Source organism: Pimelobacter simplex (assembly GCF_900114845.1).
GTDB lineage: Bacteria > Actinomycetota > Actinomycetes > Propionibacteriales > Nocardioidaceae > Nocardioides > Nocardioides simplex.
Genome location: NZ_FOUK01000001.1, coordinates 497,323 through 514,287 on the forward strand (window position 1 = coordinate 497,323; position 16,965 = coordinate 514,287).

At 73.9% G+C, this 16,965-nt stretch carries 15 protein-coding genes; 8 read left to right on the forward strand and 7 right to left on the reverse strand.

Annotated elements, in window-relative coordinates:
• The first annotated feature begins 8 nt into the window (after positions 1-8).
• A complete protein-coding gene (locus BM223_RS02335; RefSeq protein ID WP_141267400.1) occupies positions 9-1,175 on the forward strand; it encodes a hypothetical protein in 1,167 nt (388 codons plus the stop codon).
• 10 nt (positions 1,176-1,185) lie between these two features.
• On the opposite strand, the gene BM223_RS02340 is transcribed toward BM223_RS02335, so the two are convergent.
• The 3 genes from BM223_RS02340 to BM223_RS28190 all read right to left on the reverse strand — a co-directional run bounded on the left by BM223_RS02340 (position 1,186) and on the right by BM223_RS28190 (position 6,390).
• Entirely contained in the window at positions 1,186-2,592 is a 1,407-nt protein-coding gene (locus BM223_RS02340; protein ID WP_038681946.1) for a cellulase family glycosylhydrolase, read from the reverse strand.
• A gap of 163 nt (positions 2,593-2,755) precedes the next feature.
• On the reverse strand, positions 2,756-4,360 hold the full coding sequence (locus BM223_RS28185; RefSeq protein WP_141267399.1) for a glycosyltransferase: 1,605 nt from the start codon (positions 4,358-4,360) through the stop codon (positions 2,756-2,758).
• Positions 4,357-6,390 (reverse strand): hypothetical protein, encoded by a 2,034-nt coding sequence (locus tag BM223_RS28190; protein ID WP_052139048.1) that lies wholly within the window; start codon positions 6,388-6,390, stop codon positions 4,357-4,359. Before BM223_RS28190 ends, BM223_RS28185 begins: the two co-directional genes overlap by 4 nt.
• 144 nt (positions 6,391-6,534) lie before the next feature.
• On the opposite strand from BM223_RS28190, the gene BM223_RS02360 reads away from it, so the two are divergent.
• The gene (locus BM223_RS02360) at positions 6,535-8,421 is read left to right on the forward strand and encodes a hypothetical protein (RefSeq protein ID WP_052139047.1); all 1,887 of its coding nucleotides are present in this window, start codon (positions 6,535-6,537) and stop codon (positions 8,419-8,421) included.
• A gap of 3 nt (positions 8,422-8,424) precedes the next feature.
• Positions 8,425-9,108 (forward strand): LuxR C-terminal-related transcriptional regulator, encoded by a 684-nt coding sequence (locus BM223_RS02365; protein WP_052139046.1) that lies wholly within the window; start codon positions 8,425-8,427, stop codon positions 9,106-9,108.
• Position 9,109: 1 nt separating this feature from the next.
• On the opposite strand, the gene BM223_RS02370 is transcribed toward BM223_RS02365, so the two are convergent.
• Positions 9,110-10,351, reverse strand: coding sequence for a fatty acid desaturase family protein (locus tag BM223_RS02370; protein WP_038681944.1), 1,242 nt, complete (start codon positions 10,349-10,351; stop codon positions 9,110-9,112).
• A 16-nt stretch (positions 10,352-10,367) separates the two neighbouring features.
• Positions 10,368-11,525: a ferredoxin reductase gene (locus BM223_RS02375; RefSeq protein WP_038681943.1), complete on the reverse strand. Its 1,158-nt coding sequence runs from the start codon at positions 11,523-11,525 to the stop codon at positions 10,368-10,370.
• Between the two features lie 96 nt (positions 11,526-11,621).
• Between BM223_RS02375 and BM223_RS02380 the strand changes: the two genes are divergently transcribed.
• The 4 genes from BM223_RS02380 to BM223_RS02395 are packed head-to-tail and all read left to right on the forward strand — an operon-like array spanning position 11,622 to position 14,911.
• Complete coding sequence (locus BM223_RS02380) at positions 11,622-12,809, forward strand: PucR family transcriptional regulator (protein ID WP_235319062.1); 1,188 nt, start codon at positions 11,622-11,624, stop codon at positions 12,807-12,809.
• Positions 12,806-13,693 carry an SGNH/GDSL hydrolase family protein gene (locus BM223_RS02385; RefSeq protein ID WP_038681938.1) on the forward strand — a complete coding sequence of 296 codons (888 nt, stop codon included), beginning with the start codon at positions 12,806-12,808 and terminating at the stop codon, positions 13,691-13,693. The genes BM223_RS02380 and BM223_RS02385 overlap by 4 nt, the downstream gene beginning before the upstream one ends.
• A gap of 49 nt (positions 13,694-13,742) precedes the next feature.
• A complete protein-coding gene (locus BM223_RS02390; protein WP_075018447.1) occupies positions 13,743-14,561 on the forward strand; it encodes a hypothetical protein in 819 nt (272 codons plus the stop codon).
• On the forward strand, positions 14,558-14,911 hold the full coding sequence (locus BM223_RS02395; protein ID WP_038681934.1) for a GntR family transcriptional regulator: 354 nt from the start codon (positions 14,558-14,560) through the stop codon (positions 14,909-14,911). The genes BM223_RS02390 and BM223_RS02395 overlap by 4 nt, the downstream gene beginning before the upstream one ends.
• On the opposite strand, the gene BM223_RS02400 is transcribed toward BM223_RS02395, so the two are convergent.
• Together BM223_RS02400 and BM223_RS02405 are read right to left on the reverse strand one after the other, a co-directional pair.
• Positions 14,883-15,923, reverse strand: a complete 1,041-nt coding sequence (locus BM223_RS02400) for a hypothetical protein (protein ID WP_038681932.1) — start codon at positions 15,921-15,923, stop codon at positions 14,883-14,885. The two genes, BM223_RS02395 and BM223_RS02400, sit on opposite strands and share 29 nt — an antisense overlap.
• Complete coding sequence (locus tag BM223_RS02405) at positions 15,920-16,255, reverse strand: PadR family transcriptional regulator (RefSeq protein WP_038681929.1); 336 nt, start codon at positions 16,253-16,255, stop codon at positions 15,920-15,922. The genes BM223_RS02400 and BM223_RS02405 overlap by 4 nt, the downstream gene beginning before the upstream one ends.
• A 164-nt stretch (positions 16,256-16,419) precedes the next feature.
• Between BM223_RS02405 and BM223_RS02410 the strand changes: the two genes are divergently transcribed.
• Complete coding sequence (locus BM223_RS02410) at positions 16,420-16,956, forward strand: hypothetical protein (RefSeq protein ID WP_038681927.1); 537 nt, start codon at positions 16,420-16,422, stop codon at positions 16,954-16,956.
• Positions 16,957-16,965: the final 9 nt, after the last annotated feature.

Below are 16,965 nucleotides of genomic sequence, written 5' to 3' on the forward strand. Positions count from 1 at the left end.
GTGCCGTGATGTCCGAGGACCTGCTCTCCGTCGCCGCCGCCCTCTGGCCGGGGGCCGAGACCGTCGACGCCGGCGCCCCCGCGGACGGTCGCCCGGTCCGGGCCCGCTTCGCGGTGGTGCACCGCGGACCGACCCCGACAGTGCTGGTGCCCGTCGAACCGCCGTCCGCCGCGGCGGCCTCGCTCCGCCGGGTCAGCGCCGGCTCGAGCTGGTGGGACTCGACCAGCCGCGTGGCGGCGGGGGCCGCCGTGCGCGCCGTCCCGGCGCTGCTGCGGCACCGGGTCGAGGTGCGCGGCGGGGAGGAGGGGCTCGCCGACCACCTCTCGGCGGTGCTCGGCACGCCGGTGACGTTCAGCCTCAGCATCGGCACCGCGCGGGTCAACCGGAAGCCGGTGCTGCAGGTGTTCGACGCCACGGGCACGTGCCGGGCGTTCGCCAAGGTCGGCTGGACCGAGAACACCTGCGCCGACGTGGCCGCGGAGGGCCGGGCGCTCGCCGCCGTGACTGCCCACCAGTACCGGCACATCATCCCGCCGGAGCTGGTCGCCCGGACGTCGTGGGAGGGCCGGCCGGTGCTGCTGACCGGCCCGCTCGCGCCGTCGCCGTGGGCCCGGCACCGGCGCTCCTGGACGCCGCCCGACGACGCGATGGCCGAGCTGGCCTCGCGGTTCGGGCTGACCGACGGCGAGCTCGCGACGTCCGACTGGTGGCGCCGGCAGTGGCAGGTGGCCGGCGAGCTCGCGGACCCCGTGATGCGGGGCCGGCTGGGCCGGGCGATGGAGAAGGTGGCGACCGTGACCGGACGCCGGCTGATCGCCTTCGGTGCCTGGCACGGCGACTGGACGCCGTGGAACATGGCGGTCACCGGTTCGCAGGTGCTGCTGTGGGACTGGGAGCGCTTCGAGACCGGCGTCCCCACCGGCCTCGATGCCCTGCACTACATGGTCAGTGCGCTCAACCTCGGCACGCCCTCGTCGCCCGACGCGGTGGTCCGGGCGCTCGCGCTCGCGGCGTACCGGGACCGCAGCCTCGGTGGCGAGCCGCACGTGCACAGCCTGCTCTACCTGGTGGCGATCCTCACCCGGTACCTGCGGCTGCTCGACGCACCGGGTGGTGAGCACCTCGCCCCGCGGGCGCTCCAGACGCTGATCGCGCTGGAGCGCCTCTGCGGGTGAGGCGTCGGGCTCAGCGCAGCGTCGGGGAGTCCGCCAGGGCCTTGGCGAACGCCTTGCGCTTCGCATCGGTCCCCAGCACCCACGGAGCGACGCTGTTGAGCGCGCTGTCGAAGTAGCTGTAGGCGATGCCGCCGTACTGCTCCATCAGGTTGACCGTGTCCGAGATCTCGGACGGCCGGGCGGCCACGGCGGTGTCGGTGACACCGGTCTCGGCCAGGCCCCACGCGACGCCGGCCGAGCGCGCCCAGGTGGAGATCCGCTGGTAGTAGTCCTGGAAGCTCGTCCACTTGGTGGTGGTCTTGCCGTTCTTCACCACGCCGTACTGCTGGTAGATGTCGAAGCCGGCGACGTCGACCTTGACGCCCCGCGGCCAGATCTCCGACAGGCGGTACTTCGGGTCCCCGAAGAACTCGTTCCAGCCGGTCATCACGACCGTGAACGCCACGTTGGACGCGTTGTTGCGGATGATCGGAGCGAGCCGCTCCTGCATCTTGCGCCACAGCTGGATGTCGCCGTCGCCCTCGGGCTCGTGGTGGAAGGCCACCCACACCGGGCCGTTGAGCGCGGCCAGACGGCGGGCGATGTCCTTGGCCCAGGCGTCACCGCGGCCGGCGACCATGTCGGACCACGAGTACGGCAGCTTGAAGCTGATCCACGGCAGCCGTCCGGCAGCCAGGTCGGCCTGCGCGGTCGACACGGCCTTCGCGACACCGCTCGACGTGTAGTAGGTGCGCCGCACGCCCAGCTGGCCGCCGACCTGCTTCTCCAGCGTGGCCGGGTCGGTGTTCGAGCCGTGCGCCGCGCCGACGTACGTGCTGCCGGCACACGTCGGGATGCCCCGCGCGGTGCGGCCGCAGCCGTTGGTCAGCGTGCCGGCGACGGCCTCGTTGCTCGTCGACTCGGTGAGGTTGGCCGAGGGGGCCGGGGCGACCCGCAGGTCGTCCACCAGGATCCGCTCGCCGACCGGCAGTGCGGGTGCGCGGAAGCGCAGCGTCAGCGTCGACGCCTGCTTCTTGGCGGTGATCCGGACCTTGATCGGGGTCCACGTCCCGGGCTGGGCGACGATCCGCGAGGCGCGGGTCTGCACCTTCCCGGCGGTCCGGGTGATCTCGTGGACCTGGAGGGCCACGGGGCGCCGCGACGTGGCGCGCACCCAGGCCCGGACGACGTACGGCGTGCCGGCGGCGTGCGCCCCCCCAAAGCGCACGCTGCTGCGGGCCACGGCCGGGCCGCGGTGGACGGTGCGGACCACGAGGGCCCGCGACTGGTGCCGTCCGGCACCCTTCCCCGAGAGCTTGACGCGGCTGGCGCCGACACCGGCGAACCCGTCGCGGTGGCTCTCGAAGGTCCCTGCGGGGTAGTGCCCCGACGTCTTGCTCGACATGGCGGACGGCACCATCGCCAGACCGCCGATCACGACCGCAGCGAGGGCCGCGATCAGTGAGATCCTTCGAATCTTGCGTGTGCGGACGTACTCCACGACGTCACCTCCCTGTTCCTGGGTCGGGAGGGGACCCTTCCAAAGGAACGGGACGTGGGGGCAATCTCGCCCCCCAAATGGGGGAGAGAGTGCGAACCCGCTAGATGCCGTGGCCGCGGCGGTGAGCAAGGTCGAGGAGCCGATCGGCACTGACGAGGTGGAGGGCGACCGCGGCCGCGAGGTAGGCACGGGGCTCGCGCGGCCAGGTGCGGGCGGTGCGACCGGCCCAGCGCAGCGCGTCGCGGCGCCCCAGGGCGGCCAGCGCGAACGCCTTGCGGCCCTGCAGGCGGGCCAGCGCGCGGCGGTCGTCGTGGAAGACGGCGTGCTTGGCCAGGCCGTAGTCGATCGCGTCGACGATCGTCGCCCACTGCCGCGAGAACTGCGAGCCACCCCAGCGCACGCGCACCAGCGGGGCGGCGACGAGGTGGAAGCCCCCGGCGCCGGCGGCGCGGATCATCCAGTCGAAGTCCTCGCCGTAGCTGCCGGGGATCTCCTCGTCGACCAGGCCGATCCGGGTGAGCAGCGCGTCGCGCCGCACGACGACCGTCGAGGGGTGCGCCTCCATCACCCGGTGCCGCACGAGGTGGCGCAGCTCGAGGTCGGCAGGCGCCGGGACGCGCGGCGTGGTCGTGCCGTCGTAGGCGATCTCGATGCCGGTCACGCAGGCCGGCGGGCCGCCGCTCTGCAGTGCCCGGACCTGGCGGTCGAGCTTGCCGGGCAGCCACAGGTCGTCGTCGTCGCAGAACGCCACCAGGGGGGCGATTCCGGCCAGGATGCCGGTGTTGCGGGCCCCGGCCAGTCCCGGGCTGCGGACGTTCGTGACGACGTCCACCGGGCGCAGCGGGTCGTCGCTGGCGAGCGTGAGGTCCGGCTCGGAGCGGTCGAACACGAGGACGGTGCGGACCCGGCCGGCGTACTCCTGCTCGCGCACGGCGGCGATCGCCTCGCGCACGAGCACGGGCCGGTCGTGGGTGGCGATGACGACGTCGACGTCGGGCAGCACGAGCGGCTCCTTCGGGGGCGGGAGGGCGGTGATCCGCCACATCCGGCGGAGGTTGACGAGAGTGGCGACGACGTAGAACGCGAGCCCGAGACCGAGCCCGAGCACGACGAACCGCGGTCCGCCGGTGAGCGGCAGCAGCCCGAGCACGAGGGTCTCGCACTCGACCGCCCACGGCACCGGGCTCATGTCGAGGCGCCGGCACAGCCGCAGCCACGGGTCGAGCAGCGGGAGGTCGGTGCGGTCGATGAGCCGGGAGCCGCCGTCGCCCAGGCCGGCGGCGTCGGCGAGGTGCTTGCGCTGGGCCAGGCTCCAGCCGTAGCAGGCGAGCGCGCCGAGCATCGCCACCGCGAGTGCGGGCGAGGCGCGGTCGTGGGCCACCGCCCAGCCGGCGAGCGCGGCGTACGCCGCGCTGACGCAGAGCACGTCCGTGGCGACGTCGAAGAGCGCGCCGCGCGCTGAGCTCGTGCCCTGCAGGCGGGCGATCTTGCCGTCGAGGCAGTCGGCGAGGAAGCGCAGCAGGAAGAGCGCGCCGCCGGTCCGCAGCCGTCCGGTCGCGAGGCAGGCGGCGGCCGCGGTCCCGAGGACGCCGGCCACCGCGGTGACCCGGTTGGGCGTCACCGCGCGGTGCCGCGCGAGGCCGCGGGCCAGGGGATCGGTCACCGGGTCGATCACCAGCCGGGTCCAGATGTCGCGCGGCCTCATTCCCACTGCCGCCTCCGGACCCGGAGCCACGCCAGCCCGACCAGGATGCCGACGGCGAGGCCGCTGGTGATGCGGACGCCGTGCCCGGTGCCGACCGGCGTCGCCGGCCCGACCCGGATGACGGCGCCCGCCGCGGGGCGGTGCGTGGTGAGGTTGTCGACGGCGGCCCGCAGGTACGTGCGCGAGGCCGCCCAGGCAGGGTCGGTCGGGTCGGTCGCGGCGAGCTCCTCGCGCAGCCGCGCCACGAGGTCGGTGCGACGTCCCTCCAGGAAGCGGGTCCGCTCGGCGAGGTACTCGTCGGCGACGGCGCGTGCGGCCGCCACCGGGTCGTCGGACCGCGGCGTCGTGAGCGTCACGTTGAGCACGGTCGAGAGCGGCGGCGCGGCCACGCTGATCGCGCGGCGCAGTGCCGACGGAGCGATCCCCACCCGGTGCGCGGCCAGCACCAGCGGTCGTTCGGAGCGCAGCAGCGCCGCCTCGGTGTCGACGGTGGCCGCGGCGGGCGGACGTACCTCGACACCTCCGTTGTCGGCCTCGCGAGCGGCGTCCCCTACGTCGAGGTAGGTCGGGGACGGTGTGAGCGCCACCGTGACGGTGCTCCGCCAGCGCGGGTCGCCCCCCGACGGCGCCGCCGCCGCGACGCCGCCCCCGAGCAGCGCGAGGCACGCCACGAGCACCAGCGAGCGCCGGCTCGGCACCCGCAGGGGCTGCCCCGTGCGCTGCTCGCGCCAGGCCAGCGCGACCGCGATCATCATCAGCATCATCGGCAGGCCGAGGGTGTCGTAGACCGACAGCTGCAGCAGGAAGATGCCGACCGCGAACGTCGCGACCGCCTCGTTGACCGTCCGACATCGCCAGGTCCGGCGCAGCGCGACGACGAAGAACGCCAGGAAGAACAGGGTCCCCACCCAACCCTGCGAGAAGAGCACCAGCCAGAGCTGGCCCTGGGTCCCGAGCGGCGGCACGCCGCATGCGGGGCACTTCGGCGTCGCGCCGCCGGCGATCGAGGCGAACGAGCCCTGCACGTTGCGGGTCCCGCCGAACCCGACGACGGGCGATCCCGACGTCATCGAGTCGACGGTCGCGACGAGGAGCTGGGAGCGCCGGTCGTTGCTGTGGGGGTGGTCCAGGCGCTCGCCGACGGTGGCGCCGAGCGGCGTGCTCGTCGCCGCGACCCCGCCGACCACCACGGTGGCGACCAGCGCGACGAGCGCCAGGTGGTGGCGTCGTACGGCGAGGAGGACGAGGAGGCCCACACAGCTCGCGCCGACGGCCAGCCACAGCCCGCGGTTGAGGCTGAGCACGATCGGGACGGCGGCCACCGCGAGCAGCGGGGCCGCCAGCATCCGCCACCTGCTGCGGCTGGCGACCAGCAGCGCGACCAGGAACACCAGGCTCAGCGAGATCGCACTGCCCCACGTGTTGGTGAAGGGGAAGGGCGCCTTGGGCCGAGGCTGGGGCAGCCCGCCGAGCACCTGCTGCAGCTCCGAGGCCTGCGCCGAGACGAGCGTGTTGACGAAGCCGTTGCCGCGCAGCCCGCCGGGCAGCAGCTGCTCGGCCAGCGTGCGCACCTCGAGGTCCGGGGCGACGAGACCGACGACGCCGCCCGCCACCGCCACCACGAAGATCCAGGCGACCACGCGATGCACGGTGCGGTCGGCGATCAGGCGGGCCGGGGTGTTGCCGAGCCAGACCAGCACGACGGTGCACGCGAAGTACCAGCCGAAGCGGTAGCCGAAGACCATCAGCCGGCCGGCGCCGCCGTCCGCCACGGCACCGGGCGCGGTCGCCCCGAGCGTGCCGAGGCCGAGCAGCACCCAGCCGAGGAAGAGCAGCCACCACCCGAAGCCCGGCGGTACGACGACCCGCCGGCGCCGCCACAGGTCCCACCCGAGCGGCAGCACCATCGCGAGCGGGACCAGTGAGGCGACGCCCAGCACCCACCACAGGGGCAGGCCGGCGATGCCGACGACGAAGCATCGGCACGCGATCCGGCCCGAACGGTCCGCCGGTCCCGCGGAGGACGTCATGCAGGAAAGCGTCGGTGCCACGGGGGTTCTGGGGACTCACCAATTTTGGGTGACTATCGCCGCGCGGCGACCGGGGTCCGGAGCACCGGCCTACTGTCGCCTGCATCCGGCGTCGGTGCCGGGAGCAGGAGGGAGCGTGCCAGGGTGTCCACGCTGATCCGCCTCGTCGCCGTCTGGTGCTCCGCACTGAGTGTGGTGCTGACGGCAGTACCCGCCGCCGACGCCGGGATCGAGCCCGGCGGACGCCTCGTCACCGCGGTGCCGGCCGCGGGCACGCCGTCCATCCTGGACGGCCAGGTGCTCTCCGTCGTCCAGGTGGGGCGCACGGTCGTGGTCGGGGGCACGTTCACCCGGGCCCGCGACGCCGGGGGGACCACGACGCTGCGACGGCACGGGCTCCTCGCGTTCGACGCCGTCACCGGCCGGATCAGCGCGACCTTCCACCCGGACCCCAACCGCGCCGTGCTCGTCGTCCGGGCCGGGCCGGCGGGGACCGTCTACGTCGGCGGGGACTTCACCAGCATCGGCGGCCAGCACCGCCGCCGGCTGGCCCAGCTCGTGGTCGGGAACGGGCGGGTGGTCCGGCGGTTCAACGCCGGCCGGATCGACGACTCGGTGCGTGACCTGCGGCTCCAGGGTGGCCGGCTCTGGGTGGCCGGCTCGTTCACCTCCATCGGCGGCCGCAACCAGCGGGCGCTCGCGACGCTCAAGGCCCGCACGGGCGTGGCGCGCAAGTACTTCCGGCTCGCCGTGCGCGGCCGGCAGCGGGCCGGCCTCGGGACCACCACCGTCGTGAAGATCGAGATCAGCCCCAACCAGCGCAGGCTCGTCGCGATCGGGAACTTCCGCTCCCTCCAGCACGTGCGCAACCCGCAGCTCTTCGTCGTCGACCTCGGCCGCCGCAAGGCCCGCCCGGCCCCGCTGCGCACCCGCTTCTACGCGCCCAACTGCAGCTGGCACTACTACAGCTACATCCGCGACGTGGACTTCGCGCCCGACGGCTCCTACTTCGTGGTGGCCGCGAGCGGCGGACCCTCCGGCGCCTCGGGTCCCTGCGACACCGTCGCCCGCTTCGAGAACCGGCCCGCCGCGAACGCCGTCCCGTCGTGGGTGGCGCGCACCGGCGGTGACACGATCACCGCGCTCGAGGCGACGCCGTCCGCCGTGTACGTCGGGGGGCACCAGCGCTGGTTCAACAACTCCTTCGGCAGCAACAGCGCGGGTCCGGGCGCCGTCCGCCGCGACGGACTCGCCGCGCTCAGCCCCAGCAACGGGCTGCCGTTCTCGTGGGACCCCGGCCGCACCAAGGGCGTCGGTGTCTTCGACTTCCTCGTCACCACAGCGGGCCTGTGGGTCGCCTCGGACACCGAGCGGATCGGTGGCCAGGAGCGGGACCGGATCGCTCGCTTCGGCACCGGCGGCACGTCGTACCCGAGCCTGGCGACACCGGTGCGCCCCGGCCCGCTCTACCGCGGCGCCACCGCGCCCGCGGGCGGCCCGGACTGGGCGAGCGTCGGCGGCGCCTTCATGCTCGGCAGCCAGCTCTACACCGGCAGCCGCGACGGCACCTTCACCCGGCGCTCGTTCGACGGGACGACGTACGGGCCGGCGTCGGAGGTGGCGACCGCCGACGCGATCGTGCCGCTGGCGTCCTGGCACGACGACCTCGCCGTGATGACCGGGATGTTCTACGACCGCGGCCGCCTCTACTTCACCCGCTCCGGCTCGTCCCTGCTCTACTACCGCTACTTCAACCCGGAGAGCGGCATCGTCGGGACGGAGCGGCGGGTCGCGTCGGGACGGGTGCCGGGCTTCGACCCCGCCTCCGTCCGCGGCATGTTCGCGACCCGGACGACGCTCTCGTGGGCCACGCCCGACGGGGTGCTGCACCGGATCGGCTGGCAGCAGACGGCCGCGGCGGCGGTCCCGGTGGGCCGCGCCGTCGTCGTCGGGGGACCCGGGGTCGACGGCGTCGACTGGGCCGGCGCACTGTTCGTGGGGCAGGGCGCGGCGGCGGGACAGGGCGGCTGAGCCATGGCTGCCGACCCGCCACGCCGGGTCGCCCTGGTCGCGGAGCGGCGACTGGTCGGCCAGGCGATCGCCGCCGCCCTCCGCGCCCGCGGCCTCGTCCCGGTCCCCATCGAGTGGCCGCGCCGCGGCGCCATGCGCAGCTTCCGCCAGACCCTCCACGGCAGCCGCGCGTCGGTCGGCGTCATCCTCTGCGACCTCGAGACCCCCGACCTCCTCCACGACGTCGAGATCATCCTCGGCCGCGAGCCCATCCGCTGGCTCGTCCTCACCGACAGCGCCCCGGGCCCCCGCTGGGGCACCGTCCTCGCCGCCGGCGCGACCGGCGTCCTCCCCACCTCGACCTCGACCGCCGGCCTCGCCGTCGCCATCCGCCAGATGCTCGCCGGGATCTCCCCGACCCCTCCGCGCGTCCGCGAGCGCGCCCTGCGCGAGTGGGCCGACGTCGCCGAGGAGCAGCGCTCCCTCGTGCGCCGCATGGAGCAGCTCACCCACCGCGAGTACGAGATCCTCGGCGAGCTCTACGACGGCGTCTCGGTGCAGCGCATCGCGCTCGCCTCGGGGGTCGCCGAGGGCACCGTGCGCAGCCAGGTGAAGTCGCTGCGCCGCAAGCTGGGCGTGGACTCCCAGCTGGCGGCGGTGGCGTTGTACCGGCGGGCGCTGGAGGTGTTCCCGCGGCGCCGGGGGTGACTCAGGCGGCCTTGGCCGCCTCGATCTTGCGCGCCTCGCGCTCCAGCCGCAGCTGGATCACCCGCCGCGTACGACGGTCGGCCGTCGCGAGCGCGTAGAGCATCTTGAGCTGCGTGGGCAGGTTCTTGGCGTTGGTGGTGGCCAGCCAGCCGTTGGGGAAGGACAGCCGGACCACGCGGTGCCAGGCGCTGCCGACCTGCTGGGGGAGCGGGGCGGAGTGGTAGTTGAGGCCGTACTTCTCGAAGATCGCGCGCACCTGCGGGGCCACCTCGGCGTACCGGCTGCTGGGCAGGTCGGGGAAGAGGTGGTGCTCGATCTGGTGCGAGAGGTTGCCGGTCATGATGTGCATCAGCTTGGAGCCGGAGATGTTGGCGGAGCCGAGCATCTGGCGCAGGTACCACTCGCCGCGCGTCTCCTTCTCGGGGATCGACTTCAGCTCGAAGGTCTCGACGCCCTCGGGGAAGTGGCCGCACATGATGACCGAGTGCGACCACAGGTTGCGGATCACGTTGGCGGTGAAGTTCGCGGCGAGCGCGGGCAGGAAGGAGCCGGTCGGCGCGGCGAGCGCCGGGTTGATGACGTAGTCCTTGGTGGCCTGCTTGCGGATCTTGCGCAGCGTGGCCTTGGCGGCCTTCTTGAACGACTCGGGGCGCTTGTCCTTGGGCTTGGCGAGGTTCTTGCCGAGCTCGAGGTCGTAGGCGGCGATGCCGTACTCGAAGAAGCAGGCGTTGATGAAGTTCCACAGCGGCTGGGCGAGGTACATCGGGTACCAGCGCTGCTCCTCGTCGACGCGCATGATGCCGTAGCCGAGGTCGTTGTCCTTGCCCACGATGTTCGTGTAGGTGTGGTGCACCTCGTTGTGCGAGTGCTTCCAGCCCTCGGCGGTCGAGGCGTTGTCCCACTCCCAGGTCGACGAGTGGATCTTCGGGTCACGCATCCAGTCCCACTGGCCGTGCATGACGTTGTGGCCGATCTCCATGTTCTCGAGGATCTTGGCGACCGAGAGGCCGGCGGTGCCGAGCACCCAGGCCGGCGGGAAGGCGCTGACCAGGAGGACGGCGCGCGAGCCGAGCTCGAGCTTGCGCTGGAGGTCGACCATCCGGCGGATGTAGGCCGCGTCCTTCTCGCCGCGCGCCTCGAGCACGCTCTGGCGGATGGCGTCGAGCTCGGCGCCGAGCGCCTCGACGTCCTCGGGGGAGAGGTGGGCGGTGGGGTTCTGGGCCTTGTTGGTGATCGTCGTCATCGTGAACTCCTGGGGCTCAGTGGTCGAAGGTGCAGTCGCCGGCAGCGGCGCTGATGCAGGTCTGGATCTTGACGCCGTCGGGGTGGGTCTCGCCCGGGACCGCGACGGTGAGGTCGCCGTTGCGCAGGTCGCGCACGGCACCGGACTTCATGGGCAGCACGCATCCCATGCAGATGCCCATCCGGCACCCGCTCGGCATGAGGACGCCGGCCGACTCGGCGGCGTCGAGGATCGGGACCGAGCCGTCGGTCTCGACGCTCGCCGCGGACGAGCCGGCGAAGGTGAGGGTGCCGCCCGCGGCGTCGACGTCGACGACCGTGGGCCGGAACCGCTCGGTGTGGAGCGTCAGGCGACGCTCGCCGTAGTAGGCCTCGAGCGTGTCGAGGAGACCCGCCGGTCCGCAGGCGTACGCCGTGCGCTCGGCCAGGTCGGGGACCTCGTTCTCGAGGTCGTCGGTGGTGAGCAGCCCGTCGGTGTCGGTGTGCCGCTCGATGAGGCGGAGCCGGCCGGCCTCGGCGTGGGCCCGCAGCTCGGCGCCGAAGATGACCTCGTCGCGCTTCATCGCGGAGTGCACGAGCACGATGTCGTAGGCCGCGCGGGCCTCGGCGTCGTTGCGCGAGTAGAGGTTGCGCAGCATCCCGATCACCGGCGTGATGCCGGAGCCCGCGGTGACGAGCAGCAGCTTCTGGCGGTTGCCCGCCTGCGGCGGGGTGAGCACGAAGTCGCCCTCGGCCTGGGCGAGCTGGAGCATCTGGCCCGGACGCGCGGTGCGGACCAGGTGCTGGGAGACGGCGCCGCCGGGGATCGCCTTGACGGTGATCGAGATGTGGCCGTCGCGGCGCGGGCCGTGGGTGAGGGAGTAGGTGCGCCACAGGCGGACGCCGTCGACGTCGACGCCCACGCGGACGTACTGGCCGGGGATGTGCCCCTGCCAGTCGCGGCCGGGCTTCACGACGATGGTCGCGGCGTCGTCGGTCTCGGACGCGACGGAGACGATCCGGCCCTGGAGGCCGACGGCGGCACCGGGGCGGAGGGGGGCGAAGTGGTCGAGGAGGTCGTCGACGCTCAGCGGGGTCACGGCGGCGTCGAGCAGGCTGCGCAGGCCGGTCCGGAGCCGGCGCGGACCCGGGGCGGGGCGCTCGGCCGCGGAAGGGGCGGCGGTCGTCGTACTCACAAGACCAAGACTCCCAGCGCCGCGCGTTAAACTCATGACCTCAGCCGGTGAATCGATCGGCCTGAATTGTGCGTAGCGAACAAAAGGGGAGAAGGCGTGCCGCGAAGGTCCTTGCGCCGGACGCGTTCCGGCGATGCTCTCCTGCCGCCCGCGACGGTGGCCGCGATCCGGGCCGAGCTGCCCGCCGTCGCCGACGACGTCGTCGAGCAGATCATCCGCGAGGTCCCCGCCTACGAGGACGCCTTCGGCGGCCCGATGGGCGAGATCATCCGGACCGCGGTCCAGGTGGCGCTGGGCGGCTTCCTGTCGCTGCTCAGCGACCGGCGCGGGCCCGACGAGCTCGCGCCCCAGGCCTCGGCGCTCGACGGCGCCTACCAGCTCGGCCGCGGCGAGGTGCGCAGCGGACGCACGATCGACGCCCTGCTGTCCGCCTACCGGATCGGCGCCCGGGTCTCCTGGCAGCACCTCTCGGCGCAGGCGGTGGCGCAGGGCATCGAGCCGGCGACGATGGCGTCCTTCGCCGAGCTCGTCTTCAACTACATCGACGCCCTGTCCGGCGCCACCGTCGCCGGGCACCGTGACGAGTCGGCCAGCGAGGGCCGGATCCGGCAGCGGATGCTCGAGCGGCTCGCCCGGCACCTCTTCACCGGCGCCCCCGAGGCGACCGTCCTCGCCTCGGCCGAGCGCGCCGAGTGGCCGGTCCCCACGACGCTGACGGCGGTGATCGTGCCCGACTCGCAGATGGGCTCGCTCATGCAGACCGTGCGGCGCGGCACCCTCCAGGTCGCCGACGTCCCCGAGGTCGAGGGCTCCGCCGTGCTGCTCGTCCCCGACGCCCACGGACGCCGGCGCGAGGCACTGCTGCGCGCGGTCCGCGGCCGGGGCGGGCTGGCCGGCCCCGCGCGGCCCTGGCTCGACGTGCGGTCGTCGTACGACCGGGCGCTGCGGGCCTACCAGCTGGGCCTGGCCGGCGACACCGAGGCGCACCTGCCCCGGCTCGTGCTCACCGCCGACCCCGACGCCCTCGGCGACCTGCGCCGCGCGGTGCTCGCCCCTCTCGACGAGCTGCGTCCCGCGACCGCCGCCAAGCTCCGCGAGACGCTGCGGGCCTGGCTGCTGCACCAGGGACGGCGGGACGAGGTCGCGGCCGCGCTGTTCGTGCACCCCCAGACGATCCGGTACCGCATGAACCAGCTGCGCGACCTCTTCGGCGACCGCTTGGAGGACCCCGATAGCGTCCTGGCACTGACCATTGCCCTGGGGGTGGAGGAGATGCAGGCATGAGGCCCGCCTTCCGCGGTCTGCTCGTCCTCGTCGCCGGCAGCGTGCTGCTCGCCGGCTGCAACGGCGGCAACGACCCGGCGCCGACGATCACCCCGCCCACCGGCATCGCCGACGGCGGCGTCTACGTCGCGCTCGGCGACTCCTACACGGCCGGCCCGCGCCTCGGCGTCACCTCCGGCGCCCAGGGCTGCGAGCAGACGACGGGCAACTACCCCCACCTGCTCGCCGAGCGGCTCGGCCTCGAGCTGACCGACGTCAGCTGCGGTGGCGCGACGTCCGAGAGCCTCACGAAGTCCCAGACGCCCCCCAACGGAACGCCCGTCCCGCCCCAGCTCGACGCGGTCACCGCCGACGCCGACCTGGTCACCCTCAGCATCGGCGGCAACGACGGCCGCGCGTTCGGCACCCTCGTCACCACGTGCGTCGGCCTCGCGCTCAAGGACCGCAAGGGCGCGCCCTGCGCCGAGCTCGGCAAGAAGGCGCGCGACGGCCTCGGCTCCGAGGTCGACGGCCTCGCGAAGCGCCTGGTCGCCACGGTCGAGAAGATCCGGAAGCGCGCGCCCGACGCCCGGATCGTCATGGTCGGCTACCCCCAGATGTTCCCCGCGAGCGGCACCTGCGACCTGCTCCCCCTCGCGGCCGGCGACTACCCGTTCGCCCGCGACCTCGTCGAGCGCGTCGTCCAGGCCCAGCAGGACGCCGCGACCGAGGCCGGCATCGACTACGTCGACGTCTGGACGGCGTCCGAGGGGCACGACATCTGCTCGGCAGACCCGTGGATCGCCGGCCTGATCCCGGCCGAGCGCGCCCTGGAGTACCACCCCTACGCCGAGGAGCAGAAGGTCGTCGCCGACCTGCTCGAGGAGCTGCTCTCCCAGGCCTGACTCCGTGAGATGGTGTTGCTACAGAGCGGGGTTATGTAGCATGTGGCGCGTGGACGGTGTCGAGCGGTTCGTCGTGGTGGCGGGGGTCATCGCTGCGATCGTGATCGCGCTGCCGACCCGGGCCGGCCTGGCGAAGGCCGGGCACCGCTTCGCTCGCGAGTACGACCTCTGGATCGCCCCGGAGCTGATGGCCGCCGTCGACCGCGCGCACCGTCGCGACCGCTGGGTGCTGGCCACCGCCGTGCTCGCGGCGGTGCTCCTGTTCGTCCTCCTGCCGGCGGCGACCCTCCGTCCGTTCATCGTGGTCGCCGCGGTGCTGCCCGTCTTCGCTGTCGGCCGGCTGCTCCTGGGCGGACGCGACTTCCCGGTCCGGGCCGGCCGGGCGACGGTGGCGCGCAGCCGCGCGGTCGGTGTCACCGACTACCTGCGGCCGACGGTGCCCCTTGCGTTCGCGCTGTGGGTGACCGTCGGTGGCGTCGCGGCCGTGCTCGGGGCGCTGTGGTCCGAGCCGGCCGTCCTCACCGGCGGCGTGCTGCTGGTGGTGGCCACGCTCGTGGTGGCGGGCTACGTGGTCGCGTTGTGCCGCCGACCCGAGCCGGCGAGCGACGCCGAGCACCTCTACCTCCAGGACGCGTGGCGGGTGAGCCGGTTGGACCTGACGCTCTCACAGCTCGGCTTCGCGGCTGTGTACCTCGGTCTCGTCGCCGCCGGCGATGCTCCCAGCGGCCGGGTCGCCGTGTGGGTCGGCGTCGCCGTGGTGGCCACGGCGGCGTACGCCCTCGGTGTCGGCGGACGGGCACGGTTCCGCGAGCGGCTCTGGCCGGACCTCCCGCCGGGCCGGCTCCTGGCGGTCGGAGGCCCCGCATGATCACCCTCGACGCGAGCGGCCCGCTCCCGCCGTTCGAGCAGATCAGGTCGCAGCTCGCCGACCAGATCGAGCACGAGGGGCTGCGCGCGGGCGACCGGCTGCCGACCGTGCGGCGGCTGGCCGAGGACCTCGGCGTCGCGGCCAACACCGTGGCGCGCGCCTACCGCGAGCTCGAGACCGCCGGGCTCATCGAGACCCGCGGCCGGGCCGGCAGCTTCGTGGCCGGCTCCGGCGTCGAGCGCGAGGCCCGCGAGGCCGCCCGGCTCTACGTCGAGCGGGTCCGCGCGCTCGGGCTCGACGACCGGGCGTTGCTGCAGCTGGTCACTCGGCTGCTGGGACAGCCGGGGTGATCGGCGGCAGCGAGGCGAGCGGAGGGGTCGGCCGGGTCGCTCCGGCCGCGCGCTCCGGCGTGCAGCGGCCGTCGACGAGCGGCAGCCGGGCGAACGGGAACGCGTTGGTGACCGGGGTGTCTCCGTTGTACGCCGGGCACGGCACCGAGCGCCGCTCGGTGTAGTCGTCGCGGATCGCGTCGCGCAGCCGGATGCTGATCGGGCGGCCGTCCTGGTCGACGAGCTGCACCTGGTCGATCGGCTTGCCTGCGGCGTCGTACGCGAAGATGTCGGTCACCGGCCGTCCCGCCGACATCACGCCGCTCTGGCGCAGCGCGTCGTTCCAGCCGTTCGAGTAGCTGTCGTAGCCCTCGTCGACGATCCCGCGGCCCTGGAAGTCGGCCGAGAAGGGCAGCGCCACGGCCAGGACGTTCGCTGCGAGCAGCGCCACACGTGGGAGGGTCTTGCGGTCGGGGCCGGAGCCCGGCCAGAGCCAGCCGAGCCCGATCAGGGCGCTGACGGCGGTCGCCGCGACCAGCACGACCAGGCCGATGAGCGGCGAGCCGAGCGTGGGGATCAGGGTGACGCGCTCGTAGGTGCCCGCGAGGATGTCGATCGCAGTCACCGCGACCCACGCCCGCAGCGCCCACCAGGCCGGGCGGAGCGCCATGGCGACGTCCCAGGCGGGGCGCAGCCGCGGCGACTCGGCGTACTCGAGGAAGCCGGCGCGGAAGCGGTCCATCAGCTCGGTCGGGCTCGCGCCCCACTGCCACTGCCGCGGGTCCACCGTGCGGCGGCGCCGGGTCGCCGGCGCCGGGAGCCCCGCCGCCGACCGCAGCTCGGCCGCGTAGTCGGCGGGGTCGCCCAGGGGCGTACCCGGACCCTCGGCCAGCTGGTCGGCCAGGTCCGCCTCGAGCCCGCCGAGCAGCTCGTCGCGCGTCTCGTCGTCGAGGTCGGCCAGGTGCCGGCGTACCTCCTCGACGAAGGCGGTGACCTCGGGGTGGAGGACGAGGGTCTCGTCGGAGGCGCTCATGCCGGTGCTCCTGTCGTGCGGGGAAGCAGGGAGGTGACGGTGTCGGCGAAGGAGGTCCACTCCTTGGCCTGCTGGTCGAGCTGGTCGCGGCCCGCCGGGGTGATGCCGTAGTACTTGCGGTGCGGGCCCTCGTCCGACGGCACGACGTACGACGTCAGCGCGCCCGCCGCGTAGAGCCGGCGCAGCGTCCCGTAGACCGAGGCGTCCCCCACCTCGCTCAGCCCGCCGGCCCGCAGCCGCCGCAGGACGTCGTACCCGTAGCCGTCCTCGCGCTCGACCACCGCGAGGACGGCGAGGTCGAGCACGCCGCGGAGGAGCTGGGTGGTATCCATGCGCCGCACACTACTACGGCTCGCGCAATAGTGTGCGAGGGCGAAGTCCTGGGCGTGGCGCGGCCCGTGGAGACCGCTTCCGGAGAGCGAGAGTCGGCCAGTCGTCACTCGACGGGCCGCCTACGGTCGTCGGCCCAGCCGAAGCTCACGAGGAAGGAGCCCCGATGATCCGCCGGCACCCGCTCGCACCGGCCGTGTCCGCCTCGGCGTTCGCGGGCTTCGTCGACGTCGCGCTGTGCTGCCTTCTCCTGCTGCGCCTCGACCCGGTCCCGTCCGTCCTGTGGGGCGTTGCCGGCGCGATGGCTGCGAGCGCCCTCACCCTGCTCCTGCGCGTCCTCGGCTCCGGCGGCGCGGGTGACGTCGACGACGGCGTGGCCGAGAGACTGGCCGAGATCGAGGCGAACATCGACGACGAGGTCCCCGACGGCGACCCGGACCCGTGGTGGCAGCGCGTCGCCTGGAACGCGGTGATCGTGCTCGGCGCGGCGGGGGCCGGTGCACTGGGGCTGGCACTCGCCTTCTCACGCACGCTGCTGACGGTCCTGATCCTCGCGTACGTCGCCCGCCCGGTCTCGCCGTGGCTCGTGGTGGCCCTGTTCGCGCTGTCGGTCGCGCTCCAGCTGCTCGGTGCGCTCGTCGTCGGACGATGGGGGCGAAGCACGCCGGGCCCGTCCGTCGAACGACGAACGGGCCCGGCGTAGGAGCGAGGC